Raw genomic sequence first — 25,515 nt, forward strand, 5'->3', positions numbered from 1 at the left:
TAAACTCACAAGAAAAAATTAAAATTTATTTTTTCTTAATTTTAAACCCTCAACCCTTCCAAAGAACCTCGCCGTTAAAGCGGCTGCAAATATACAACTCTTTTTCTTTAACCACCAAAACTTTTTTTAAGTTTTTTTTCAGTCTAAAATATCACGCTATCCCAATGAACATCCGCCACAACACCCTATCTACTCCGGCGTTAAGCGGCTGCAAATATACAGCCTTTTATTTCTTTCCTGCAAAACTTTTTTAAGTTTTTTTTAGAACCTTTTTTCAGTATACCTCTCAATGAACATCCGCCTCCAAAATACCAGCTCAGCGGCTAAGCGGGTGCAAATATATATCCTAATTTCGATTCAGCAACATAAAAATCAACAAATTTTAAAATTAATTTAATACCTAATTATACTCTGTTAATTTTCAGCTATTTAAAATGAAATAAAAATTGCGTTAGGGATAGCAACGGCATCCTTGGTGCAACTGTCCTCAAATATTAATAGATTTTGATATTCTACTTACACTTTCTGTATAGTTGTGACCACCTATAATATAAAAGCACCAAGATATAGTGAATAGCCCGATCACTATATAATAGTGAAACGTCCATAAAATACTAAATACTTGTATTGCGCAAACAACTACAACCTCTTATCTTTGCCAACTATAATAACGACTATAATATATAGACATGATAAAGGTAACATTGCCGGATGGCAGTATTAAGGAACTTGAACAAGGCTCTACTCCTATGGATGTGGCACAAAGTATAAGTGCCGGGCTTGCGAGAAATGTGATTTCAGCAAAATATAATGACACCATTGTAGAAACCTCTACTCCTTTAACAACAGATGGTAATCTTACCCTATACACCTGGAACGATGATGAAGGGAAGAAGGCTTTTTGGCATTCTACCTCTCACGTTATGGCACAAGCTATTCAGGATTTATATCCTGGAGCTAAATTAACCATCGGACCAGCCATTGAGAATGGTTTTTACTATGATGTTGATTTTGGGGAACAAAAAATTTCTGAAAGCGATTTCTCTAAAATCGAAAATCGCATGTTAGAAATTGCTCGTGGCAAACATGATTTTAAAATGCGCGAGGTTACCAAAAAAGAAGCTTTGGATTATTACAAGAAAATTAATAATCCTTTTAAAGTGGAATTAATCGAAAATCTCGAGGACGGCACTATTACTTTTTGTGATCATGACACATTTACCGATTTATGTCGTGGAGGCCATATTCCAAACACCGGAATTATAAAAGCAGTAAAACTAATGAACGTTGCCGGGGCTTATTGGAGAGGTGACGAAAAAAATCCACAACTTACCCGTGTGTATGGTACAAGTTTTCCCAAGCAAAAGGAATTAAAAGAATATTTAGAACTTCTGGAAGAAGCTAAAAAAAGAGATCATAGAAAACTAGGTAAGGAATTAGAGTTATTTACTTTTTCACAAAAGGTTGGACAGGGGTTACCTTTATGGTTACCTAAAGGAGCTGCTTTAAGAGAACGCCTGGAAAATTTTCTAAAAAAAGCCCAGAAAAAAGCTGGCTACGAAATGGTCGTTAGCCCACATATAGGTCATAAAGAGCTATATGTAACTTCTGGCCATTACGCTAAATATGGTGAAGACAGCTTCCAACCTATTAAAACACCACATGAAGGTGAAGAGTTTTTACTAAAACCGATGAATTGCCCTCACCATTGTGAAATGTATAATTCCCAATCATGGAGTTATCGCGATCTTCCTAAAAGATTTGCGGAGTTTGGCACCGTATATCGTTATGAGCAAAGTGGAGAGCTACATGGTTTAACCCGGGTACGTGGATTTACTCAGGATGATGCTCATATTTTTTGTACTCCAGAGCAATTGGATGAAGAGTTTAAAAAAGTTATTGATCTTACATTATATGTATTCGACAGTTTAGGTTTTGAAAACTTCACAGCCCAGGTTTCTCTACGAGACCCTGAAAACAAAGAAAAATATATTGGAAGTGATGATGTATGGGAAAAAGCGGAAAACGCAATTATCAATGCGGCTAAAGAGAAAGGTCTAAACTACGTTATCGAGACTGGTGAAGCTGCTTTTTACGGTCCCAAGTTAGACTTCATGGTAAAGGATGCTTTAGGCAGAAGCTGGCAACTTGGCACCATTCAGGTAGATTACAACTTACCAGAGCGTTTTGACCTGACATACAAAGGAAGTGACAATGAGTCTCATCGCCCGGTAATGATTCACCGAGCGCCATTTGGAAGTATGGAAAGATTTATCGCTATTCTTTTAGAGCACACCGCAGGGAACTTTCCGCTATGGTTAATGCCTGAGCAGGCTATCATTCTCTCACTCAGCGAGAAATACGAAAAATATAGCCAAAAAGTTTTAAGTTTATTAGAAAATCACGAAATTCGCGCCGTACTTGATAACCGAAACGAAACCATTGGTAAAAAAATAAGGGAAGCCGAAGTGCAAAAGTTCCCTTATATGCTTATTGTTGGAGAACAAGAAGCAAAAGATGGTACGGTTTCTGTACGAAAACACGGCGAGGGGGATATTGGCACTATGCCAGTTGAAGAATTCGCTCAAATAATTAAAAATGAAATCGAGAGGACGCTTAAAGCGTTTGAAGTTTAACTAAAATATTGAAGCCATAGCAATACGAAGAAAAAAATCGAGACAACAAAGAACAACTCGTAAAGAAGATCAACACAGAATTAACCAAAAAATTCGGGCTAAAGAAGTTCGTTTAGTAGGTGATAATGTTGAAATGGATGTATATCCTATCGAGAAGGCTTTAGCCATCGCTGAAGATCTTGGACTTGATTTAGTGGAAATTTCTCCAGATGCCAAACCACCAGTTGTAAAGGCAATGGACTATAAGAAGTTCCTTTACGAACAAAAGAAACGTGAAAAAGCCATGAAGGCTAAAGCTAGTAAAGTTGTCGTTAAGGAAATTCGTTTTGGCCCTAATACAGATGATCACGACTACGAATTTAAAAAAAGAAATGCTGAAAAGTTTCTTAAAGACGGGGCTAAATTAAAAGCATTTGTATTCTTTAAAGGTCGTTCTATTGTATTTAAGGATAAAGGAGAAATACTTTTACTACGTCTGGCCACAGATCTAGAAGAGTTTGGAAAGGTGGAACAGATGCCTAAACTTGAAGGTAAACGAATGACAATGTTCATGGCACCTACAACCAATAAAAAGAAATAATAAATTAAGAGAGTTTTAATTATAAAAAAAGGATAGCATGCCTAAAATGAAAACAAAATCCAGCGCTAAAAAGCGTTTTAAGCTTACAGGTACTGGAAAAATTAAAAGAAAGCACGCGTTTAAAAGTCACATCTTAACAAAGAAGTCTAAAAAACGTAAGCTTGCGTTGACGCACAGTACATTAGTATCTGATGCTGATACCAATAATGTTAAACTTCAATTACGTTTAAAGTAATCTGAAAGTTTAACGGTTTAAATCATTTATAAACCCTGGAGTTGGGCAAATTAGAGTTTATCCTCTAATTTAAAAGTATCGATTTAAGATCGCCTGCTACAAAATTTTAAAATTATGCCAAGATCAGTAAATTCTGTTGCAAAAAGAGCTAGAAGAAAAAAGGTTCTTAAGCAAGCAAAAGGCTACTTTGGAAGACGTAAAAACGTTTGGACAGTAGCAAAAAATGCAGTTGAAAAAGCTATGCTTTACTCTTATAGAGATCGCAAAGCTAAAAAACGTAATTTCCGTTCATTATGGATTATGCGTATTAATGCTGCTGCTCGTCAACAAGGAATGTCTTATTCGCAATTTATGGGTAAAGTAAAAGCTAATGAAATTGGATTAAACCGTAAGGTTTTAGCTGATTTAGCAATGAACCACCCAGAGGCGTTTAAAGCAATTGTTGATAAAGTAAAATAAATAAAAACAATTATTACTCTCTTATAAAAAAACCGGTTTCAAAAGAAGCCGGTTTTTTTTTGCTAAAAACTATCATAAAAATTAAAACTCCTAGTAATGTCCCGATAGTTAAATTGTGATCTCTTTTGTAAAAGAAACAAAGCATATGCACAAAATTGATCATTTGATTTTATCCAAGTTTCCAGATGCTACATATACTTAAAATAATCAAAAGAAACCTGGGAGACATAAAGGCCAACAACCTACACACTAGAAAATACGTCTACTGCTTTAAAAAATTCCCAAAATCATACCCGAAATAAGATATCCTTTAGCCTTACCCACTAACATGAAGCTCAAAAGTAAGCGAAAAGAATTTGCTGAAATATAGCATACGGTAATTGCAAGCAAGCATATCCTTTCCCTATCATTATTTCTAAAAATTGGTTACAGTGACCATTGATCTTTACATTCATTCCTCTCAACTACCCTAAAACGACACATTATCTAAAAAAAAATTAAAGCAGCTCAAAGCTTATTATTTTCACCCTATACAAAAGATGAAAATTAGTGGTTAGGTGATAAAAAGCAGTAGCGGAATTTGTTTTAATTGGTGAATTATAAATGTTTCCATTATAATGCTACTGCTTTTTTTAGAATCTTACTTAAAAAATAAAAGCTCCCTTTAGGAGCTTCTTTTATAACGTCAAATATATTTAGCTAATTGCAGAAAGTCTTCAACCGGCAAACACTTCCAAACATAGCTAATTCTAATGATTACTACCTGGTTCAAAAAATTAAGGCTCAATTATTCAGAAAGAAAAGTAGTGGTCGCGCTATCTAAAATAACAACCTCTTCTGCTTCTTGATCGCTTTGGTCTATAATTGGAATCAAAAAGACCTACTGCAAGACTAACCATGAATTGATGAATCCTTCTGTTTTCAAAAGAGGCAAGATTAATTCTATAAGCACTCTCAATCATATCGATGGTATAAGGCTCATTAGAACTAAAGTTATACTCATAACGCGCATCCAGTTCAAACCGACCAAAATGTGCTTTTAAACCAATATTCGCAGATAGATAACTACTCGCAATATCTACCACACCTCCCTGAGTTTCCATACCTTCTAATGTAGCATCTCCAACCATACTATTATAAGCAGGCCCTATATAAGCATCGATAGGCCCCCAAACATGATATCCAAATAAAAGAGGAACATTAATTTTATTCATCTTATACTCTGCAGGCCTGGCATCAAAAGGAAATTCTGTCACCACTGTGTTATACAGACCTTCAATTCTTAAGAAGTATTTCCCTAAATTATACTGACCAAAAATCCCGCCATGAAACCCTTCACTTGGATTCGAAAAATAAGTATCTCCCGTATAATTTGCTCCTGAAGTTAAGCCTTTAATTTCACCACCATGACCAATATTAACACCTCCTTTAAGGCCGATCCTAAAATCCTGTGAAAAAGCACTGTGACTAATAAATAAAATAAAAATAAAAAGAGTAATAATGTTTTTCATTAACTAATAAGTTTAGTGAAGAGTTAATGAGGTAAATATATTAATTCTGAAATAAACTCATTAATTTTTTTAAAAATTACCTAAAAAGAAACATCCAATACAATCTATTGATTATGAATATAATAAATAAAAATAACTCAATTAAATGCAAAAAACACATCAGTAAATTAAAAATAAAAAATGGAGGTAAGTCAAAAAATAATTAGATCACATTATATCATTTTCCGCTATTCAAACAAAACACTAATCTCATATCACCACCCACTTCAAATCATAAAAAAACCTCACAGCGGGTAACTGTGAGGTTCTTGTTTCAGTATAAAAGATCAATTAAATAATCTTATTTCTTTTTCTGTCGTTTTCTGTCAGATAAATTTTTCTTAGACGTAAGTGATTTGGAGTAACTTCTACATACTCATCTTTTTGAATATATTCTAAAGCTTCTTCCAAAGAGAACTTAATTGCAGGAACGATCTTCGCTTTTTCATCAGCTCCTGAGGAACGTACGTTAGAAAGCTTTTTGGTTTTGGTAATATTTACCACCATATCATCCTGGCGTGAATTTTCACCAATCACCTGACCTTCATAAATATCTTCTCCCGGATCCACAAAAAACTTCCCGCGGTCTTGAAGTTTATCAATAGAATAAGGAATTGCAGTACCTTTTTCCATAGAAACTAAAGAACCATTTAAACGCTCTGGAATTCCACCTTTTAAGGGTTGGTATTCTTTAAAGCGGTGTGCCATAATCGCTTCTCCGGCAGTCGCAGTTAATAACTGGTTACGTAAACCTATAATTCCACGAGAAGGAATAATAAATTCACAAACCATACGCTCTCCTTTAGCCTCCATAGATAACATTTCTCCTTTACGAAGCGTTACCATTTCTACCGCTTTACCAGATACATTCTCTGGAAGGTCGATCGTTAGTTCTTCCACCGGCTCACATTTTACACCATCAATTTCCTTAATGATTACCTGTGGCTGTCCTATTTGTAGTTCGTAGCCTTCACGACGCATTGTCTCGATAAGTACCGATAAATGCAATACCCCACGACCATACACTAAGAATTTATCTGCACTATCTGTTTCATTAACCCGCAATGCAAGATTTTTCTCTAATTCTTTAGTTAGTCTTTCTTTAATATGTCTCGAGGTTACAAATTTACCATCTTTACCAAAGAAAGGAGAATCGTTAATAGTGAAAAGCATACTCATTGTAGGCTCATCGATAGCTATAGTTTTAAGACCTTCAGGATTTTCAAAATCAGCAATAGTATCCCCAATTTCAAAACCATCTAATCCAACTACCGCACAAATATCACCAGCTTCTACAGTCTCTATCTTACGCCTACCCAGGCCTTCAAAAGTATGAAGCTCTTTTATTTTTGTTTTCTTAATAGAGCCGTCTCTTTTAACCAAAGAAACATTCATCCCTTCTTTTAAAATACCTCGTTGTAAACGACCAATTGCAATTCTTCCTGTAAATGAAGAGAAATCTAAAGAAGTAATAAGCATTTGTGGTGTTCCTTCTTTATCTACTTTTGGAGAAGGAATATGCTCGATCACCATATCCAGTAATGGCTCGATATTTTCAGTTTGGTTTTTCCAATCTTCACTCATCCAGTTGTTCTTGGCAGAACCATACACCGTTGGAAAATCTAACTGCCATTCTTCAGCTCCAAGTTCAAACATTAAGTCAAAAACTTTTTCGTGCACTTCATCTGGCGTACAGTTTTCTTTATCAACTTTGTTTATAACAACACAAGGCTTAAGACCAAGATCAATTGCTTTTTGTAACACAAAGCGAGTTTGCGGCATAGGCCCCTCAAAAGCATCTACCAAAAGTAAAACACCATCTGCCATATTTAGCACACGCTCTACCTCTCCACCAAAATCGGCGTGACCAGGAGTATCGATAATGTTAATCTTTGTATCTTTATAAACTACAGATACATTTTTAGAAGTGATGGTAATACCACGCTCTCTTTCAAGATCGTTATTATCCAAAATAAGATCACCTGTATTCTCGTTTTCTCGAAATAAACGACAATGGTACATGATCTTATCAACCAGGGTAGTTTTACCGTGGTCTACGTGCGCAATAATTGCAATATTTTTAATAGCTGCCATAAAAGCCTGTTTTTAAAGGGCGCAAATATACAGCTATTTTTCGCCAAATAAATATTATTTAAAAAAATAATTTAAAAGTAACATTTTGTTTCACAAACACTTACACACCAGATAAGCTTTTAAATTTCAATTAGCTCTAAATCCGGGCTATTTACCTCTTAACAACGGAAGTAAATAAGTAGTCTAAAGTTTTCCCGTCCTTTAACGAAAATCACACGGTGAGCATTAGAATAGAATTTAAATTACTAGAAATCAAACCTTCTATATCTCATAATCATTTGCCGTTATCTTAGTCCAGTATTTGCGGGAGAAGGATGATAGGAAAAATAGCCATGGAATAAAGTTAGAAACTAAGTTTTCAATATGAAATAAATAATACCCCAAAGTACTTTTTAGTGCGCTAATTTTATGCTTACTTTTGACCTAAAGCTCCTGCTATGTCCATTTCAGTAGAAAACATATCAAAATTTTATGGGGATCAAAAAGCCCTAAATCAGGTTTCATTTTCTGTTAATAAAGGAGAAATCGTGGGTTTTCTTGGCCCCAATGGCGCCGGAAAATCGACACTTATGAAAATCCTAACCGGTTATTTAAAACCTTCTAAAGGTACGGCCAGCGTAAATGGATATGACATCGAAACCCAATTAAACGATTTACAAAAAAGTATTGGCTACCTGCCGGAACACAATCCTTTATATGCTGAAATGTATGTACGCGAATATTTAGCTTTTAATGCTAAAATCTACGGTACCGAAAAAGAGCGTATAGAAGAGGTGATTAAATTAACCAATCTCACTCCCGAAGCCAATAAAAAAATTGATCAGCTTTCTAAAGGATATCGCCAGCGTGTGGGTCTGGCGGCCGCATTATTGCACAACCCTCAGGTGCTTATTTTAGATGAACCTACCACTGGTCTTGATCCCAACCAACTTGTCGAAATTCGTAGCCTGATCAAAAATATTGCTAAAGACAAAACCATTTTTCTATCTACCCACATTATGCAGGAAGTTGAAGCCATCTGTGATCGAGTAATTATCATTAATCATGGTGAAATTATCACCAACCAGAAATTAGTCGATCTTAGAAAAGGCCAGGAGCAAATAATCGAAGTAGAATTTGATTATCGTATTGAAATGATCGCCCTACAACAGCTTCCGCACTTAAAAGATGTAAAAAATCCCGCTGGTTTTGTGTATGAACTCACATTTGAAACCGCTGAAGATATGCGTTCAACAGTTTTTGATTTTGCACATGATAACGGACTAAAAACACTTCAACTGAATCAAAAAACCAAAAATCTGGAGAGTTTGTTTACTGAACTTACTCAAAAAAGACATTAATATTTTACTGATGACAAAACACTTTTTCTACTTGATTTCCCTTTTGATGATATCGGTTAGCTGCAATAACCAGAATCAGCAAAACGCTTCAAAAAAATCAGAAACTACAGTAGATAATGTTTCTACACCTATTCAAAAAGTTAAGAGAGACACTTTAAAATCTACTTTACCGTCACAACATTCTACAACCTATTATAGTAGTCAGGATTCTCTAGCTGGTATTGAAGTTAAAAAAGATTCGCTCATCATGTTTTATACAGGTAACACAACTAAAGCTTCAGATCATTATCAAATGAACTTTTCCGATACTTTATATAAAGACGGTACACTTCTAAAAAAAGGTCCATTTTTAACCTTAAAGAACGACTCCTCCGCCCTTCAATATATCGTTAATGAGTGGAACGATACTATTATTTCATTAATCTATTTAGAAAGGGGAAACACCTTAACCTATATTAAAAACTAAACTTAATTGACCAGTATACGTTTGGCTGGGATATCAAAAGTAATTATTTCACCAATCCAGTTAATTCCCATAATCCCTTCGTAGATTAGTCCGTCGATAAATGTTGCTCGAAAACCAATCTGCTCAGCATTTACTTTTAAATCACTAAGCCTGGATACTTCCGCAAAATAATACTGATTTCCTTGTTCGGGCTTAAAAGAACTCGGGATATATTTAGATTCTACCTGTGTAGAATCAATCCCAAGGGCTTCCATATATCTGGAATTAAAACGATAAACATCAAAACCGGCACCGCTATCTAAACCAACGTGTAATTCTAAAGAATCCAGTTGTACAATTGTTCCAACACTCACTTTTACATTTCTGTCATTATTAATTTCCAATGGCATTTCGAACTTTATATTCTCTTTCCTTCGCCGAAGTGATTCTTCAGATTCAATAACCAGTTTATTTTCTTCAAAATTGACCGTAAAAGCTTTGTGCTGAAGTGGGGTTAAAGAAATTAATCCATCTAACGGAAAATCGATATCATACACTGCAAATTGCTCATCTTCTATGCTGAAGTTTGCTATTTTTAGTACCTCAGATTGATATAAATCTGAAGTTATCGCTTCACCGGTGGCGCGATGACCGGTATAAAAATGAGTTGTTTTTTCAAGACTATCGATTTTATCGGCAAAATCTTTGGTGAGCAAATTCATACCCGCCCCAGTATCGAAAACAAAATTACCGGGAACGCCATTTACACTTGCCTTGATCATAATATGCCCATTAGGACTCAGTTTAAACGGAATTTCAATCTTTTCTTTGGTATAATGCTGTGCGTAAAAAACAGTTGAAAACAATAAAAATGTAACTAGTAAAAATCCTTTCTTCATAACTTCCTCTTTATTATTCCACGAATTAAAAGAAGATTTGTTACAAAAAAAGCCTCATATTTTATGGAATATGAGGCTTTTGGCATTTCAATTTTCAGCAATTAAAGCCTACTATTTCTTTTCTGAAAGTTTTAAAATATCACCAAATACACCACGAGCAGTTACGGCAGCACCCGCGCCAGCTCCCTGAATCACGATTGGGCGATCGCCATAGGATTCGGTATAAATTTCAAAAATAGAATCGGCTCCTTTTACCTGCCCTAAACTACTTTCATCAGGCACAGAAACCAGTTTTACTTCTAACTCTCCTTTATCCTGCTGCAAATCTCCCGACAAATCACCTATATATCGTAAAACATGATTAGGTTTTTGCTCTTCTTTTATTTTCTGATAAGTCTCATCTAATTCTTCCAATTTCGCTACAAATGTTTTTGCATCACCACCACGTAAATCTTCCGGCACCAGATTATTTATTTTCACATCAGTAAACTCATTATGAAGGTCAAGTTCCCTGGCCAAAATCAATAATTTTCGACCAACATCATTTCCGTTTAAATCTTCCCGAGGATCCGGCTCAGTAAATCCTTTGTCGATGGCTTCTTTCAACACACTACTAAAGGATCGATCTTCCGCAGAAAAAGTATTGAATAAATAACTTAGAGTTCCTGAAAAAACACCACGAATCCTGGTAATATTCTCTCCGGAAAGATGTAAAATTCTTATGGTATCAATTAAAGGTAAACCTGCACCAACATTGGTTTCATATAGATATTGTTTCTGATTTTTCTCTAAGTTTTCGCGCAGTGCTGCATAAAAATCAAAATCTAAAGTATTTGCAATCTTATTGGAAGAGACCAAATCAAAACCATGATCTACCAGTTTATTATAATGCTGAACAAACTCCTTACTGGCCGTATTATCTACCGCAATCAGGTTTTCCAGGTGGAATAATTTCGCGTATTTAATTACTTCATCAATTGAAGCTTCTTGCTGCGCCTCTTCCAGTTGCGTTTTCCATTCTGAACCAATTCCGGTAGCATGAAGCAATAATTTTCTGGAATTCGAAACAGCAAAAATATTCAGTTTTACCTTTTTACGCTCCTCGATTGAAGCAGCCGAATCTAAAATCTGACTTATTAGAGTGCCCCCAACCGTTCCGTGACCAAAAATCGCGATATTAATCTTTTTACAAATCTCAAAGATCTCTCCGTGAATTACGTTTAAGGCTTTGTTAAGCTGAGATTTTTTCACCACCAAACTCACGTTTTTCCCCGTTACCGTATTATTGAAAAGCAACGGCACGATCTGGTTCCTGATTAAGGCATCGTATGGTTTATGGAAAGTACTTAGATCCTGACCAACGATTGAGATCACCGAAACATCATCGACTACTGAAATTTTGTTGACGTCTTTAGAATAAAAATCACTTTCAAATTCTCGTTCTAAAGCTTTTACGGCCCGTATGGCATTTTCAGCATCAACCACCAAACCAATCCCTCTTTCCGAAGAACCCTGGGAAATAATACTTACACTTATTTGTGCATCCCCAAGCGCTCGGAAAATCCTTGCATCCACACCAGATTTCCCGAGTAGACCACGACCTTCTAGATTTAGCAAGGCTGTATGCTCCAAAACCGAAAGGGATTTCATTCCTTCTTTATTTGGTTTTGCCGTGATCAAAGTGCCCTGATTATCATTATTAAAGGTATTCAGGATACGAAGCGGAATATTCTTTTCGATTAACGGAATTATTGTTTTTGCATGTAAAATCGTCGCTCCAAAATTCGCAAGCTCATTCGCTTCGTTATAAGACAGCTGTTCGATGCGTTGTGCACTTGGCACTAAATCTGGATTTGCTGTATAAATTCCATCTACATGCGTATAATTTTGTAACTCTTCGGCATCCAGGTAATTCGCGATTAAAGAAGCCGTATAATTACTGCCATTCCTCCCCAAAGTGGTGGTTTCATTTTTAGCATTCGACCCAATAAAACCAGTCACGATATTCACCGTTTTACCATTGAATTCTTCAAAATGCTTTACGACATTTTCTTTAGAAAGCGCCTCTAAAGGCTGAGCATTTCCAAAAATATCATCGGTTTTTATCAACTGGCGGCTATCGGTAAAATTGGCTCTATAACCACGTTTTTTTAAAATTTCAGTAATCAATTTAGCCGACATTAGTTCTCCCTGAGAAAGTAACTGATCCTTAATTTTAGGGCTATAATCACCAAGCAAACGAACACCTTCAAGTAGCTTCTCGATACTTTTAAATTCTTCGGAAAAATCTACAAAATCATATTCGGAAATCTGATAGGCTTTAAACTTCTCGAAAGCTGAAGCAAAATCTTCGTTCTCTGATGCTTTCTCCAGTAAATTTTCAAGCTGATCTGTGGTTTTTCCTCGTGCTGAAACCACCACCGCAATACGCTCTTCATTTTGAATCTTTTCTTCTATAATTTCTAAAACCCTATTGATACCTTCTCCGTTGGCTAGAGATTTTCCGCCAAACTTTACTACTTTCATTTTATTTGCTTTTTGAAAAATGCCTGCAATTATATTCTCCAGTTGTTTAAATTCGATTAAAAATGCATCATGACCGTGTAATGAATGAATTTCGCCATACGTCACTTTATTGCTGCTTTGCGCTAGCTGTTTGTAAGTTTCCCTGTTTTCTTCTGCTGTAAAAAAGAGATCTGAGTCTACTCCTATAATAAAAATATTGGCTTTAATACTCTCCAATACTTTGTCCAATTCTGGACGGCCACGGGAAACATCTATCGTTTTTAAAAGTTGATTCATTAATTTGTACGCTCCCACCTGAAAACGTTCCTGAAGTTTCGCGCCGTGATGTAGCAACCAGCTTTCTACATTAAAAACCTGAAGTTCCTCATTTGTGGTTCTTTTAAAACGGGATTTAAACGACTCCGGGGTTCGGTAACACAGCATCGCATGCATGCGCGCATCATGCACCGGATTTTTAGAATTATTTAAAAACAATTCCTGAATCTGGCAATTGGCGATAAGCCAGTCAGTCGATTTCCAATCTGTGGCCACCGTGATTAAATTATCGGTAATTTCTGGACTAAGCGCCGCCATTTCCCATGCAATTCCGCCACCCAAAGAACCACCAACTAAGGCAAAAAGATGATCGATTTTTAATGAATCTAAACCTAAAAGAAATATTCTGGCAATATCTCTTGCGACAAAGTCTTTATAGTTCTCGATTAAAATACCGTCATAACCATTTCCCGGAACATTAAATGCCAGGATGGTATATTTATCGGTATCTATACATTTTTCTTTACCAACCACATCTTTCCACCAACCGGTTTCACCGGCAACCTCAGAATTCCCTGTAAGCGCATGATTAATCATCACAATAGGTGCCGAATGTAACGGCTGACCAAATATATGATACGACAGGATAATGTCTTGTGTACTGCCACTTAATGTGGTAAAATCTTTAAGCTGTAATTGTAATAGATCTTGTTTCAACTTTTCTATTTTTTAAACTTTTAAAGCTTAAAACAGACTGACATCAGCATACATCCTTGTGATAGGAGTGCGCTTTGTTACGATCAAGAAAAGTTTTTGCGATTAATTCGGTGAAGAATCATTCTGTTATCTATCCGAAAATCGGTAGAACGTAGCACCTTCTTTGTTTGCAAAGGGTTGCTAAGGCTTCTGCGGGTCTATTCCCTCAGCCTTTCTTGATAACAATCAGTAAGTTTCTGAACTTTGTAACCACAAATTACGGTAATAATTTACGATCAACCAACATTTTTTTCAATTAGTATTTAGTAGTGAGAATTTTAGCTTTCAGCCTTGAGCTATCAGCGGAAAGATTTCGCCGTTCGGCTATGCTTCACTTGCCTGTTAGCAAAATTCAAGACTAAAAAGAATTCAATATACTTTCTTTTTATCATTGCCATAAAAAGAAACAAAAAGTCTAGTCTTATTTTTGATATCTTGAAAAACTGCTGAAAAATTACACATGCGTTCTGCAACCGCTCCGCTAGGCAGAACTCCACTACCAGCCGCGCAATTCTTCATTGTTTTTACTACAATAACAAAAAGTAGGACGATATTAGATTTAATTAAAACTTTTGGATAATACTGATTCTTAGTTTCTTTCTTTTTGATTGCTTTGAAAAAGCTATTTTTCAATTCAACCTTCAGCACTCAAAATAATTAAGTCCTGACTCTTGATTCTCCAAATCTAAAAGCGCAGCGATCTAAATTCTAACTACTAACAGCTTTAGCGGTCTAAATACTAAAATACCGCTTCAGCAATCTTTTTAATATTCGAGCTTTTTCCCATCGAATAGAAATGTAGTACCGGTACTCCCGCTTCTTTCAATTCTTTTGTTTGTTGAATCGCCCATTCGATTCCCACTTCTCTGACTTCTTTATTATTCTTACAAGCCTCTACATTATCAATTAGGTCTTGTGGCAGATCAATGCTAAATACATGCGGTAGCAATTGTAAATGCTTCTTTACAGCAATAGGTTTAATGCCAGGGATTATAGGTACATTTATGCCCATTTGCTTTGCTTTCTCTACAAACTCAAAATACGCCTGATTATTAAAAAACATTTGAGTCACCACATAATCGGCGCCGGCATCTACCTTTGCTTTTAATTTTTTAAGATCGGTTTCTAAAGAAGGTGATTCTAAATGCTTCTCAGGATAACCGGCCACCCCAACACAAAAATCGGCATGATTATCAGAATCAATAACTTCATTTAAATATTTTCCTTTGGATAGGTCTTTAATTTGACCTACAAGCTCATTGGCATAACAGTGTCCACCAGTTGTAGGTTCAAAATAACGCTGATGTTTCATCGCATCACCTCGTAATGCCATCACATTTTCGATTCCTAAATAATGACAATCTACTAACACATATTCGGTTTCTTCTTTTGTAAACCCACCGCAAAGCACATGCGGAATAGTATCTACATCGTACTTTTGCTTTATTGCCGCACAAATACCAACTGTACCGGGACGCATTCTGGTAATTTTACGTTCTAGCAATCCATCTTCCCGCTTAATGTAGATATGCTCTTCTCTAGAAGTCGTTACATCTATAAATGGCGGATTAAATTCCATTAAAGGATCGATATTATCGTATAATTCCTGAATATTTTTTCCCTTTTGTGGAGGAACAATTTCAAATGAAAAAAGAGTTTTTCCTTTTGCGTTTTCTATATGCTCGGTTACTTTCATTGTCTTAAGCTGCTAATCGCTGATAGCTGTTAGCCGTCAGCTCATTTTTAATCTGCAATATTTGGGTTAAGCCATTTTTCGGCCTTTTTATAATCAATGCCTTTACGTTCGGCAAAATCTTTAACCTGATCTTCTTTTATCTTTCCTAGTCCAAAATACCTCGCTTCAGGATTTGCAAAATAATAACCACTTACGCTAGCTGCGGGCCACATGGCTAAACTTTCAGTTAGTTTTACGCCAATGCGCTCTTCAACCTTTAAAATATCCCAAATGGTTAATTTCTCTAAATGATCTGGACAGGCCGGATATCCAGGTGCCGGACGAATACCTTTATAATTTTCTTTAATAAGTTCTTCGTTACTTAGATTTTCTTGGGAAGCATACCCCCAATCTTCTTTCCTGATTTTTTTGTGCAAGTATTCAGCAAAAGCTTCCGCAAAACGGTCGGCCAGTGCTTTGATCATAATTGAATTATAATCATCGTGATTTTTCTCGAATTCTGCCGCTAGTTCCTGCGTACCAAATCCGGTAGAAACACAAAAGCAACCTATATAATCTTTTATTCCACTTTCTTTAGGTGCTATATAATCTGAAAGTGCAAAATTGGGCTTCCCAGCATGCTTTTTTAATTGCTGCCTTAGTGTTCTGAAAATTGCTGTTTTTTCTTCGGAATCTTGATTATAATACACTTCAATATCATCACTGTTTATGGTATTAGCTTCAAAAAGTCCAAAAATCGCTTTTGCTTTTAATAATTTTTCATCTAAAATACGCTTCAGCAACACCTTAGCATCTGCAAATAATGATTTTGCCTGTTCCCCGACTACTTCATCTTCTAAAATCTTAGGGTAACGGCCATGAAGATCCCAACTTCTAAAAAACGGACTCCAATCGATATAATCTACTAATTCATTTAAATCGAAATCTTCAAGAATCTGAATTCCTAAACGATTTGGTTTCGTGATATTGGTTGTTTTCCAATCTATTTTATAATTGTTTTCTCGAGCTTCTTCAATAGACAGAAAACTTTTTACTTTACTACGTTTTCCAAAATTGTTTCGGAAAACCTCGTATTCTGCCTTAAGGTTTTCTTTATAGGTTTCCCTTGTCTTTTTATTCAACAAATCACCAACAACCGTAACTGCTCGTGAAGCATCGTTAACATGTGCCACAGCGTGCATATATTGCGGATCGATTTTTACCGCCGTATGTGCTTTAGACGTTGTAGCCCCACCAATAAGTAAAGGCACATTAAAATTTTGGCGTTGCATTTCTTTAGCTAAAAAAACCATTTCATCTAAAGAAGGGGTGATTAATCCGCTTAAACCTATAGCATCTACATTGTTAGCTTTTGCGGCATCAATAATTTTCTCTGGCGGAACCATTACGCCCAAATCAATAATTTCGTAATTATTACACCCTAAAACTACACTTACAATGTTTTTCCCGATATCATGAACATCTCCTTTTACGGTAGCCATCAAAACTTTTCCGGCAGGCTCACGTTTACTGGTTTTATCATTTTCAATAAAAGGCAATAGGTAGGCTACGGCTTTTTTCATTACTCGTGCCGATTTTACCACCTGCGGAAGAAACATTTTACCACTTCCGAAGAGATCTCCAACCACATTCATCCCGATCATTAACGAGCCTTCAATTACATCGATAGGCCGCTCTGCTTCTAGTCTGGCTGCTTCTACGTCCTCAACAATATAGGCATCTACTCCTTTTACCAACGCATGGGTTATTCGGTCTTGAATACTGCCCTCTCGCCAACTTAAATCGACTTTACTGGTTTTTGCGGTTCCTTTTACGGTTTCAGCAAAATCCAATAAACGCTCGGTTGCATCGTCACGACGATCTAAAATTACATCTTCTACATGCTCTAATAAGTCTTTAGGAATTTGATCGTAAACCTCCAACAAAGCCGGGTTTACAATTCCCATATTCATTCCGGCTTTAATCGCGTAGTATAAAAACACAGAATGCATAGCTTCACGCACCGGATTATTCCCGCGGAAAGAAAAAGATACATTACTAACCCCACCACTCACACTACAGTATGGTAAGTTTTCTTTAACCCATGCAGTTGCTTCAATAAAGTCTATCGCATTCCTACGATGCTCATCCATACCTGTTCCGACAGGAAAAATATTTAAATCGAAAATGATATCTTCTGGCGGAAATTTCACTTTATCTACCAGAACATCATAAGAGCGCTTTGCAATTTCTATTCGGCGTTCATAATTATCGGCCTGCCCAACTTCATCAAAAGCCATGACAATAACTGCCGCACCGTAACGCTTTATTTTTCGTGCATGCTCTATAAATTGGGCTTCGCCTTCTTTTAAGGAAATCGAATTCACTACACATTTTCCCTGTACCACTTGCAAACCAGCTTCGATAATTTCCCATTTGGAACTATCGATCATAATAGGCACACGAGCGATATCAGGCTCTGCTACGATAAGATTTAGGAACTTTACCATGGCCTCTTTACCATCGATAAGTCCGTCGTCCATATTAATATCAATAATCTGCGCACCGCCATCCACCTGATCTCTAGCAACGTCTAAAGCTTCATCGAACTTTTCTTCTTTGATTAATCGTAAAAATCGCTTAGAACCGGCTACATTGGTACGCTCCCCTACGTTTACAAAATTGCTGTCTGGCGTAATAATTAAAGGTTCCAGACCCGACAATTGCAAGGGTCGATAATCGGTTTTCCCTGAAGTATTATTTGCTAAATTACTGTGTAATCCTTCCATCTTAGGCCGAAGCTTTTTTATGTTGAAGACTTTTTATCGGTCGTGGTTTGTATTCTTTTGCAATATCAGCAATTGCTTTTATATGAGCTGGTGTTGTACCGCAACAACCGCCAAGGATATTCACCAGACTTTTATCTAAATATTCGCGAGTTTGCTTCGACATTTCTTCAGGAGATTCGTCATACTCACCAAAGGCATTTGGCAGCCCCGCATTAGGATAGGCTGACACTCCGTATTGCGTTTTATAGCTTAACACCTCTAAATGCGGCGTTAACTGTTTTGCTCCCAGCGCACAATTAAAACCAATACTCATAAGTGGAATATGTGATACTGAAATTAAGAAAGCTTCGGCTGTTTGCCCGGATAAGGTTCTACCAGAAGCATCGGTAATTGTACCGCTTACCATCACCGGAATATCCAGGTCTAATTCTTCTTTAAGTTCGTCGATTGCAAAAAGTGCTGCTTTTGCATTTAAGGTATCAAAAACAGTTTCTACCAGAAGAATATCTACTCCGCCTCTTATCAAAGCTCTTGCTTGTTGTTTGTAAGCGATTCGAAGTTCATCGAACGAAATGGCACGAAATCCCGGATCATTTACATCTGGAGACATACTCGCGGTTTTGTTGGTAGGCCCCATTGCACCGGCAACAAATTTAGGTTGATCGGGATTTGCTTCGGTTAATTCAGTAGCTACTTGTTTAGCGATTCTGGCCGATTCGTAATTTAATTCCTCAACCAGTTCTTCCATTTGATAATCTGCCATAGCTATAGTAGTACCAGAAAAAGTATTGGTTTCTACAATATCGGCACCCGCCTGAAAGTATTTTTTATGTATTGTAGCAATAGCTTCAGGCTGCGTAATTGAAAGCAGGTCGTTGTTTCCCTGTACAGAAACCGGCCAGTCTTTAAAACGATCTCCACGGAAATCTTCTTCAGAAAATTTATATTCCTGAAGCATGGTTCCCATCGCACCATCAAGTATTAATATTTTTTCAGCTAATAATTCTTCTAATTTCGACATGTTATGCTATTCTATTGGCTATCAAAAAAGAAGATAAAGGAAAGTCTGTTTGTTATCTATCTACGTAAAATACGTAGTAGAAGGTAGCACCTTCTCCCAATATCGTTTAGATAAGGAGGGTTGCTAAGGCTTCACAGGGTCTAATCCCTCAACCTTTCTTGATAACGCTAATAAATTTATGAACTGAGCCCGCTAATATACGGCGATCTATTATAATGACAAGAGAATGAGTAAAAATCTTAGTTTACTTCTTCTTTATTAAAAAATTAATCAATTATTTCCTTAAAATAATTCTGTTCATTTTTTCCATTGATGAAAAAACGAACCAAAAAAATCTAGGCTTACGAATCTTGCTTGAAATTGTATGTTCGGAAGCTAAATTTTAGAAACTCGCTTCGCTCAAACAGCCTAAAATTTTTCACGCTTCCCTCACTTTCAATTTTACAAGCAATTTTCGATAGGCCACAAAAAAGATTCAAAATAAGAAATCGATTTTTAATTCAGTATAAGTCATCCTGAACTCGATTCAGGATCTCATCTGTTTTTATACTATTCATGAGATTTCGTGTCAATCACGAAATGACGATAGTCTTTGTAATATTAATAAAAGGAACTAATAATTACTTTACCACTTCTCCATTTACGTTTACTTCGTAGGATATTTCCACTGCTTTTTCTAACATTTTTGCTACAGAACAGTATTTATCCATAGAAAGTTCTACTGCTCTTAATGCTTTTTGAGGAGCAAGATCGCCCTTCAGCATAAAGTTTAGGTGTATTTTCTTGAAAACATTGGGTATAGCGCCCTCTTCTCTAAAACCATCAACTTCTACCTGAAGATCTTCTAATTCTATTTTCTGTTTTTTTAAGATCATCACGACATCGATACTGCTACAACCAGCAATTCCACGAAGTAAAAGATCCATTGGGCTTCCTCCCTGTGGATTTTCTTCAGATTTATTATCTAAATGAACAATATCACCACGTTCATTTTTGGTCTCAAAGTGATAGGCATCATTAAGCCTTTTTAGAAAGATTTTCATCTATTTTAATTTTGATTCAAATATACGAAACGTGTTATGATTCTTTTGTAACCTTTGCTACTTTGAAAGTATTATAAAAAACGTCATTCCTGATTTATGAAATGACGTTTTTTATAACATAGGATTTAGATTTCTCCGCTACGCTACGCTTCGGTCGAAATGACATTAATATCACATTAACACATCACCAAATTGTCTAATTTATAACAGCGAAGCGATCTAAAATCTAACTTCTTCTACCCTATACTCTGCACTACTTCTTTCTTGGCTTCTTTTTTAGAGCCATCGAAGCCTTCTACCCCACCAACTGTAGTATATTTAAGTACGTATTTTTTATCTGGGAAAATTCTCTGATAGGCACTCTGGCACATAATCGCTGCTTCGTGGAAACCAGATAAGATCAGTTTTAATTTTCCTTTATAGGTATTTACATCTCCAATGGCGTAGACTCCCGGAATATTAGTGGCATAATCGTAAGAATTGTCCACTTTAATCGCATTCTTTTCGATCTCTAATCCCCAGTTTCCAATGGGCCCTAATTTTGGTGATAATCCGAATAACGGAATAAAATGATCTACATCTCTAAATTCTTCACCTCGTGCTTCATCTTTATGGCGAATCACTACCTGCTCTAAATCATCTTCTCCATTTAGGCCAACGACCTCAGCATTGGTTATCATTTCAATTTTACCAAGTTTCGATAATTCAGACACCTTTTCTACAGAATCTAAAGCGCCCCTAAACTCTTTTCTTCGGTGTACCAGGGCTACTTCTTCAGCAACATCGGCTAAATAAATGGCCCAATCTAAAGCAGAATCTCCACCACCGGCAATCACTACTTTTTTTCCACGATAGATTTCTGGATCTTTAATAAAATATTCTACGCCTTTATCTTCGTAATCGGCAATATTCTGAATAGGTGGCTTACGTGGTTCAAAAGAACCCAAACCTCCTGCAATGGCTACCACTGGAGCGTGATGCTTTGTTCCTTTATTGGTGGTTACGATAAAAGTACCGTCGTCTAACTTTTCTAAAGTTTCTGCACGCTCCCCTAACGTAAATCCAGGTTCAAAAGGTTTAATTTGTTCCATTAGATTATTCACCAAATCGCCTGCGTTAATTTCCGGGAACGCCGGAATATCATAAATCGGTTTTTTGGGATAAATTTCTGAACATTGACCACCTGGCTGCGGTAAAGCGTCGATTAAATGTGTTTTTAATTTTAACAATCCCGCTTCAAAAACGGTAAATAATCCTGTGGGGCCTGCTCCTATAATTAGGATATCTGTTTTAATCATTTTTATCTTTCTTTACGATTAAAGATTCGGTTATTGTATTTAATTGTTCCACCTTGGCTTCAAAATCACCTTTGATGGTTTTTCGATATTCATTAAGATTTTCGACCATTCGATTAACATCTTCCGGAATTACTTCTTCAAAAAACTGACGTAAACGTTTGGCCGTTGTTGGCGATTTTCCATTGGTAGAAATCGCTATTTTCACGTTGCCTTTATTTACAATTCCGCCCATATAAAAATCACATAACTCGGGCGTATCGGCAATATTTGCAAGCAAATACCGCTTTTTCGCATGCCTATGTACTCGCTTATTAAGTCTAGCATCGTTTGTTGCGGCTACTACGATGTGACGTTTTTTAAGAAATTTTCTTTTATACCTGCTTTTAATCAATTTGACTCCGTGTTTTTTAGCGAGGGCTTCCGTTTCTGGCGCGAACCATTTGGCCACAACCTCAACATTGGCATTTGGGCTCGACTTCAGTAAAAAATGAAGTTTCTCATGCCCAACGTTGCCTCCACCTACAACAAGGATGTTTAAGTTGTTTACTTTTAAAAAAACAGGATATAATTCGTTTCTTGCTTGCATATTTTTTAGCTATTAGCTCAAAGCTTTCAGCAATTAGCCCTCAGCGGAAATTTGAAAAAAGTCTAAAGTTTATAATTGACTGTTCACTGCACTTTTTAAAAAAATTCAATATTCATGATTTAAAATTTCATAGAATATGACCTAGGTTCTATTTTATTGATTTTATAATCTGATTACAGCTTAAAATCATTCATAGTTGATAATTTTAAACTTTCAGAAGTCAGCTTTCAGCTTTTTTTAAAAATCTAAACGTTCACTCAATTTGAAATATTCATTACTTTTATAATTAACCATTCAACATTGCATTCAAAATAATTTATGTTTCTTGGTTCTTTAGTCTCTTCTCTCTGGTCTATTTTCTAAACTCCAACTTCTAACTTCTAACTTCTAATTACGCTGCTCCGATTTTCAAAAATTTTGAATATGCTGAAGCTGAAAATCCACTTGCTTCTTTTAGTTCTTTAGGCAATTGATGACTTTCTTTCACCACCTCGCCAATAACGATAATTGAGGGTGCGGTTAATTTCTTTTCAGCCACTACTTTTTCTATGGTTTTTATGGTTCCAAAGCCTGATTGTTCATTGACCGTAGTCCCATTCTGAATGATCCCTACCGGCATATCTTCTTTTCCAAATTCACTGAAAATCTTTACAATTTCAGCAAGCTTACTCATTCCCATCAAAATAACTACCGTCGCTGTAGATTGTGCTGCCAGGTAAACGTCACTGGATAATTTTCTCGCGGAAGTTGTTCCGGTAATCACCCAAAAACTTTCCGCTGTTCCACGTTGTGTGAGTGGAATCCCCACATTGGCCGGCACGGCGATGGACGAAGTGATTCCTGAAACCACTGCGGTATCCAAACCTTTGCTTTTGGCGTAATTAATCTCTTCAGAACCTCTTCCGAAGATAAAAGGATCACCACCTTTAAGTCGCACTACGTGCCCACGTTCATTGGCATAGTTCACAATAAGATCATTGATCTCGTCCTGAGAATAACGATGCTTATTTTTACGTTTTCCAACGTAAATATGCTCGGCTTGCGGCGCGTATTCCAGTAACTCACGATTAATAAGCGCGTCGTAAAGCACCACTTTCGCCGATTTTAGCGTATTTAGTGCTTTTAATGTGATAAGTTCTGGATCACCGGGACCTGCGCCCACTACACTTAGTTTTGGAAGATTATACATCTTGCACCTCCTTTGTTCTATAAGCATCTACCCTTTTTAAGAATAAACGCGCATCTTCGATATATTTCTGAGCAAATTCTTCGCCAGGTTCATGTTCATTTAATTGATACGTGAACTCTTTAAAAGAAGTTGAAAGTTCAATTTTACCGGTTTCTACAAATAGCTCGTCAAATTGCGCTATTATTCCGGCTTGGGTATTGGTTTTTACATCGTCGGCTAACAACAATGCTTTTGCCGAATTTACGATTGAAGTATAGGAATGGTAAATAGAGTCTGACCATGCTTTACGATCTAAAGCGCTTTGCGCATTGTCAATCTTCTCTTCACTTTCAAAAAGTAAGGTGGCAATAAGATCGATCACCACACCGGCACATTCTCCTACTCCAACCGCTTTGATATAAGGTTTTTCATGCCCCCAATCGATAAAATCATTTTCGCTAAGATCTGAGGTATCTGCCAAGTCTTTTAATAAATCATAGAAATAAGTTTTTCCTTGTCGATCATAATATTGGATAAATTTTTCATCACTTCTTGCATTCGCATCAAAATCATTCAATAAAACTCTTAAGGCTTCCGGACCGCGTTTACTGGGAACTTTTACCACTTTATCGGCAAAGCGGCCTTCCCCATTTCCTAAAACACCGCCACCAAGTAATACCTGTAATGCAGGTGCTACGGCTTTCCCCGATTTAATCGACATTCCCTGAAAACCGATTTCAGCCATATTATGCTGCCCGCAGGCATTCATACAACCACTTATTTTTATAGTAATATCCTTCCCATTAATAAACTGCGGATATTCTTCTTTTAAAACATCTTCCAAAACATCTGCAATCCCGGTACTACTGGCAATTCCTAAATTACAAGTATCCGTACCCGGGCAAGCGGTAATATCTATCGTTTTATCGTAACCGGTTTCTGCATACCCCAATTTCTTTAATTCAGTATAGAAAAAGGGTAATAGTTCTTCCCGTACATGACGAACTAAAATATCCTGACGTAAGCTTAGGCGAATTTCGTTTCCCGCGTATCTCTTAATCAAATCGGCTAATTGTCTGGCTCCTCCGGTATAAAAATCACCTAAAGGTACACGTATTCCAATAGCAAATAGTCCTTCCTGTTTCTGCGGAACAACATTGGTATTTCGCCAAACCTTGTAATCCTTTTCAGCTTCAATTTTTATTGAAGGAACCTCAATATCCTGAAGCGGTGGAGCAGCCTCGAATTTATCGATATGAAATTCTACTTTTTCTTGAGATAAAGCTTTTTTCTGTTCATCAACTAATTCTAAGAAAGCTTCTAAGCCTATATCCTTGATTAAAAACTTCATTCTCGCTTTTAACCGTTTTGCCCGTTCCCCGTGACGATCAAATACTCGAAGAACCGATTCTATAAGCGGAATAATTTTTTCAGCTTCAATAAAATCATATAATTTATCGGCATGGCGCGGTTGTGAACCCAGTCCGCCACCCAACATTACTTTAAAGCCTCGTTTTCCGTTTTTTAACTTCGGAATAAACCCAAGATCATGGATATAGCTTAAGGCCGTATCCTCATCTGTTGCAGAAAATGCAATTTTAAACTTCCGTCCCATTTCCTGGCAAATTGGGTTCCGTAGAAAAAATCGAAAAGCAGCATCGGCATAAGGGGAAACATCAAAAGGTTCATCAATATCAATCCCGGCTGTTGGCGACGCCGTAATATTTCTTACCGTATTTCCACAAGCCTCTCTTAGCGTTATATCATCCTTTTCAAGCTGCGCCCAAAGTTCGGGCGTACGATCTAAGCTTACATAATGAATCTGGATATCCTGACGGGTAGTGATATGCAATCTTCCGGTAGAATATTCATCAGACACATCAGCAATACGATGTAATTGCTCTGAAGTTATTTTTCCAAAAGGCAGTTTTATACGAACCATTTGTACACCAGCCTGCCTTTGGCCGTAAACTCCACGCGCAAGGCGCAGGCTTCGGAATTTCTCTTCGTCTGCTTTGCCTTCGCGAAACAGTCGAATTTTCTTTTCTAAATCGATGATGTCTTTTTCGACAACAGGATTTTCAATTTCGGTTCTAAAACTTTGCATGGATAATTTATTTTAATTGAGAGGAATCTGTTTAAAACAGAAGGAAACAAAAA

The 25,515-nt window shown here is 36.6% G+C and carries 19 protein-coding genes and 2 riboswitches; of the genes, 6 read left to right on the plus strand and 13 right to left on the minus strand.

Annotated features, from left to right (window positions below):
• Window positions 1-689: 689 nt before the first annotated feature.
• From thrS to rplT, 4 genes are all read left to right on the plus strand, one after another.
• Window positions 690-2,636 carry a threonine--tRNA ligase gene (gene thrS / locus AC13DP_RS03915; RefSeq protein ID WP_013073008.1) on the plus strand — a complete coding sequence of 649 codons (1,947 nt, stop codon included), beginning with the start codon at window positions 690-692 and terminating at the stop codon, window positions 2,634-2,636.
• Window positions 2,637-2,658: 22 nt separating this feature from the next.
• Complete coding sequence (gene infC / locus AC13DP_RS03920) at window positions 2,659-3,216, plus strand: translation initiation factor IF-3 (protein ID WP_083759789.1); 558 nt, start codon at window positions 2,659-2,661, stop codon at window positions 3,214-3,216.
• A 37-nt stretch (window positions 3,217-3,253) separates the two neighbouring features.
• Window positions 3,254-3,451 (plus strand): 50S ribosomal protein L35, encoded by a 198-nt coding sequence (rpmI, locus tag AC13DP_RS03925; protein ID WP_041579045.1) that lies wholly within the window; start codon window positions 3,254-3,256, stop codon window positions 3,449-3,451.
• Between the two features lie 114 nt (window positions 3,452-3,565).
• Window positions 3,566-3,910 carry a 50S ribosomal protein L20 gene (gene rplT / locus AC13DP_RS03930; protein ID WP_013073011.1) on the plus strand — a complete coding sequence of 115 codons (345 nt, stop codon included), beginning with the start codon at window positions 3,566-3,568 and terminating at the stop codon, window positions 3,908-3,910.
• 815 nt (window positions 3,911-4,725) lie between these two features.
• On the opposite strand, the gene AC13DP_RS03935 is transcribed toward rplT, so the two are convergent.
• Window positions 4,726-5,421 (minus strand): outer membrane beta-barrel protein, encoded by a 696-nt coding sequence (locus AC13DP_RS03935; RefSeq protein ID WP_228251559.1) that lies wholly within the window; start codon window positions 5,419-5,421, stop codon window positions 4,726-4,728.
• Between the two features lie 330 nt (window positions 5,422-5,751).
• Window positions 5,752-7,554, minus strand: coding sequence for a translational GTPase TypA (typA, locus tag AC13DP_RS03940; RefSeq protein WP_013073013.1), 1,803 nt, complete (start codon window positions 7,552-7,554; stop codon window positions 5,752-5,754).
• 437 nt (window positions 7,555-7,991) lie between these two features.
• Here typA and gldA point away from each other — a divergent pair, with 437 nt between their 5' ends.
• On the plus strand, window positions 7,992-8,894 hold the full coding sequence (gene gldA / locus AC13DP_RS03945) for a gliding motility-associated ABC transporter ATP-binding subunit GldA (protein WP_013073014.1): 903 nt from the start codon (window positions 7,992-7,994) through the stop codon (window positions 8,892-8,894).
• A 10-nt stretch (window positions 8,895-8,904) separates the two neighbouring features.
• On the plus strand, window positions 8,905-9,360 hold the full coding sequence (locus tag AC13DP_RS03950; protein ID WP_148211763.1) for a hypothetical protein: 456 nt from the start codon (window positions 8,905-8,907) through the stop codon (window positions 9,358-9,360).
• A gap of 2 nt (window positions 9,361-9,362) precedes the next feature.
• Here AC13DP_RS03950 and AC13DP_RS03955 read toward each other — a convergent pair whose 3' ends face one another.
• The 11 genes from AC13DP_RS03955 to AC13DP_RS04005 form a co-directional block, all read right to left on the minus strand.
• Window positions 9,363-10,238, minus strand: coding sequence for a retropepsin-like aspartic protease (locus AC13DP_RS03955; RefSeq protein ID WP_013073016.1), 876 nt, complete (start codon window positions 10,236-10,238; stop codon window positions 9,363-9,365).
• Window positions 10,239-10,349: 111 nt separating this feature from the next.
• Window positions 10,350-13,736 carry a bifunctional aspartate kinase/homoserine dehydrogenase I gene (gene thrA, locus AC13DP_RS03960; protein WP_483067336.1) on the minus strand — a complete coding sequence of 1,129 codons (3,387 nt, stop codon included), beginning with the start codon at window positions 13,734-13,736 and terminating at the stop codon, window positions 10,350-10,352.
• Window positions 13,737-13,859: 123 nt separating this feature from the next.
• A riboswitch (SAM riboswitch) is annotated at window positions 13,860-13,961 on the minus strand.
• 183 nt (window positions 13,962-14,144) lie between these two features.
• On the minus strand, window positions 14,145-14,423 hold the full coding sequence (locus AC13DP_RS03965) for a hypothetical protein (protein ID WP_228251562.1): 279 nt from the start codon (window positions 14,421-14,423) through the stop codon (window positions 14,145-14,147).
• 91 nt (window positions 14,424-14,514) lie between these two features.
• The gene (gene metF / locus AC13DP_RS03970; protein WP_013073018.1) at window positions 14,515-15,471 is read right to left on the minus strand and encodes a methylenetetrahydrofolate reductase [NAD(P)H]; all 957 of its coding nucleotides are present in this window, start codon (window positions 15,469-15,471) and stop codon (window positions 14,515-14,517) included.
• A gap of 47 nt (window positions 15,472-15,518) precedes the next feature.
• Window positions 15,519-18,239 carry a methionine synthase gene (gene metH / locus AC13DP_RS03975; RefSeq protein WP_483067337.1) on the minus strand — a complete coding sequence of 907 codons (2,721 nt, stop codon included), beginning with the start codon at window positions 18,237-18,239 and terminating at the stop codon, window positions 15,519-15,521.
• A 1-nt stretch (window position 18,240) separates the two neighbouring features.
• The gene (locus tag AC13DP_RS03980) at window positions 18,241-19,260 is read right to left on the minus strand and encodes a homocysteine S-methyltransferase family protein (RefSeq protein ID WP_483067338.1); all 1,020 of its coding nucleotides are present in this window, start codon (window positions 19,258-19,260) and stop codon (window positions 18,241-18,243) included.
• Window positions 19,261-19,309: 49 nt separating this feature from the next.
• Window positions 19,310-19,428, minus strand: a riboswitch (SAM riboswitch).
• 452 nt (window positions 19,429-19,880) lie between these two features.
• Window positions 19,881-20,303, minus strand: coding sequence for an OsmC family protein (locus AC13DP_RS03985; RefSeq protein WP_483067339.1), 423 nt, complete (start codon window positions 20,301-20,303; stop codon window positions 19,881-19,883).
• Between the two features lie 236 nt (window positions 20,304-20,539).
• Window positions 20,540-21,601, minus strand: a complete 1,062-nt coding sequence (locus tag AC13DP_RS03990; protein WP_483067340.1) for an NAD(P)/FAD-dependent oxidoreductase — start codon at window positions 21,599-21,601, stop codon at window positions 20,540-20,542.
• Window positions 21,594-22,187 carry a precorrin-2 dehydrogenase/sirohydrochlorin ferrochelatase family protein gene (locus AC13DP_RS03995; protein ID WP_483067341.1) on the minus strand — a complete coding sequence of 198 codons (594 nt, stop codon included), beginning with the start codon at window positions 22,185-22,187 and terminating at the stop codon, window positions 21,594-21,596. Before AC13DP_RS03995 ends, AC13DP_RS03990 begins: the two co-directional genes overlap by 8 nt.
• 391 nt (window positions 22,188-22,578) lie before the next feature.
• Window positions 22,579-23,376 carry a uroporphyrinogen-III C-methyltransferase gene (cobA, locus tag AC13DP_RS04000; RefSeq protein ID WP_483067342.1) on the minus strand — a complete coding sequence of 266 codons (798 nt, stop codon included), beginning with the start codon at window positions 23,374-23,376 and terminating at the stop codon, window positions 22,579-22,581.
• Window positions 23,369-25,462, minus strand: a complete 2,094-nt coding sequence (locus tag AC13DP_RS04005; RefSeq protein ID WP_483067343.1) for a HEPN domain-containing protein — start codon at window positions 25,460-25,462, stop codon at window positions 23,369-23,371. The genes cobA and AC13DP_RS04005 overlap by 8 nt, the downstream gene beginning before the upstream one ends.
• Window positions 25,463-25,515: the final 53 nt, after the last annotated feature.

Source organism: Zunongwangia sp. L-65 (assembly GCF_056859415.1).

What these genes read in the sequence shown, in the direction of transcription:
- thrS (WP_013073008.1), top strand. Translation starts at nt 690, where the DNA reads ATGATAAAGGTAACATTGCCGGATGGCAGTATTAAGGAACTTGAACAA.
- rpmI (WP_041579045.1), top strand. Translation starts at nt 3,254, where the DNA reads ATGCCTAAAATGAAAACAAAATCCAGCGCTAAAAAGCGTTTTAAGCTT.
- rplT (WP_013073011.1), top strand. Translation starts at nt 3,566, where the DNA reads ATGCCAAGATCAGTAAATTCTGTTGCAAAAAGAGCTAGAAGAAAAAAG.
- AC13DP_RS03935 (WP_228251559.1), bottom strand. Translation starts at nt 5,421, where the DNA reads ATGAAAAACATTATTACTCTTTTTATTTTTATTTTATTTATTAGTCAC.
- typA (WP_013073013.1), bottom strand. Translation starts at nt 7,554, where the DNA reads ATGGCAGCTATTAAAAATATTGCAATTATTGCGCACGTAGACCACGGT.
- gldA (WP_013073014.1), top strand. Translation starts at nt 7,992, where the DNA reads ATGTCCATTTCAGTAGAAAACATATCAAAATTTTATGGGGATCAAAAA.
- AC13DP_RS03950 (WP_148211763.1), top strand. Translation starts at nt 8,905, where the DNA reads ATGACAAAACACTTTTTCTACTTGATTTCCCTTTTGATGATATCGGTT.
- AC13DP_RS03955 (WP_013073016.1), bottom strand. Translation starts at nt 10,238, where the DNA reads ATGAAGAAAGGATTTTTACTAGTTACATTTTTATTGTTTTCAACTGTT.
- metF (WP_013073018.1), bottom strand. Translation starts at nt 15,471, where the DNA reads ATGAAAGTAACCGAGCATATAGAAAACGCAAAAGGAAAAACTCTTTTT.
- metH (WP_483067337.1), bottom strand. Translation starts at nt 18,239, where the DNA reads ATGGAAGGATTACACAGTAATTTAGCAAATAATACTTCAGGGAAAACC.
- AC13DP_RS03980 (WP_483067338.1), bottom strand. Translation starts at nt 19,260, where the DNA reads ATGTCGAAATTAGAAGAATTATTAGCTGAAAAAATATTAATACTTGAT.
- AC13DP_RS03985 (WP_483067339.1), bottom strand. Translation starts at nt 20,303, where the DNA reads ATGAAAATCTTTCTAAAAAGGCTTAATGATGCCTATCACTTTGAGACC.
- AC13DP_RS03990 (WP_483067340.1), bottom strand. Translation starts at nt 21,601, where the DNA reads ATGATTAAAACAGATATCCTAATTATAGGAGCAGGCCCCACAGGATTA.
- AC13DP_RS03995 (WP_483067341.1), bottom strand. Translation starts at nt 22,187, where the DNA reads ATGCAAGCAAGAAACGAATTATATCCTGTTTTTTTAAAAGTAAACAAC.
- cobA (WP_483067342.1), bottom strand. Translation starts at nt 23,376, where the DNA reads ATGTATAATCTTCCAAAACTAAGTGTAGTGGGCGCAGGTCCCGGTGAT.
- AC13DP_RS04005 (WP_483067343.1), bottom strand. Translation starts at nt 25,462, where the DNA reads ATGCAAAGTTTTAGAACCGAAATTGAAAATCCTGTTGTCGAAAAAGAC.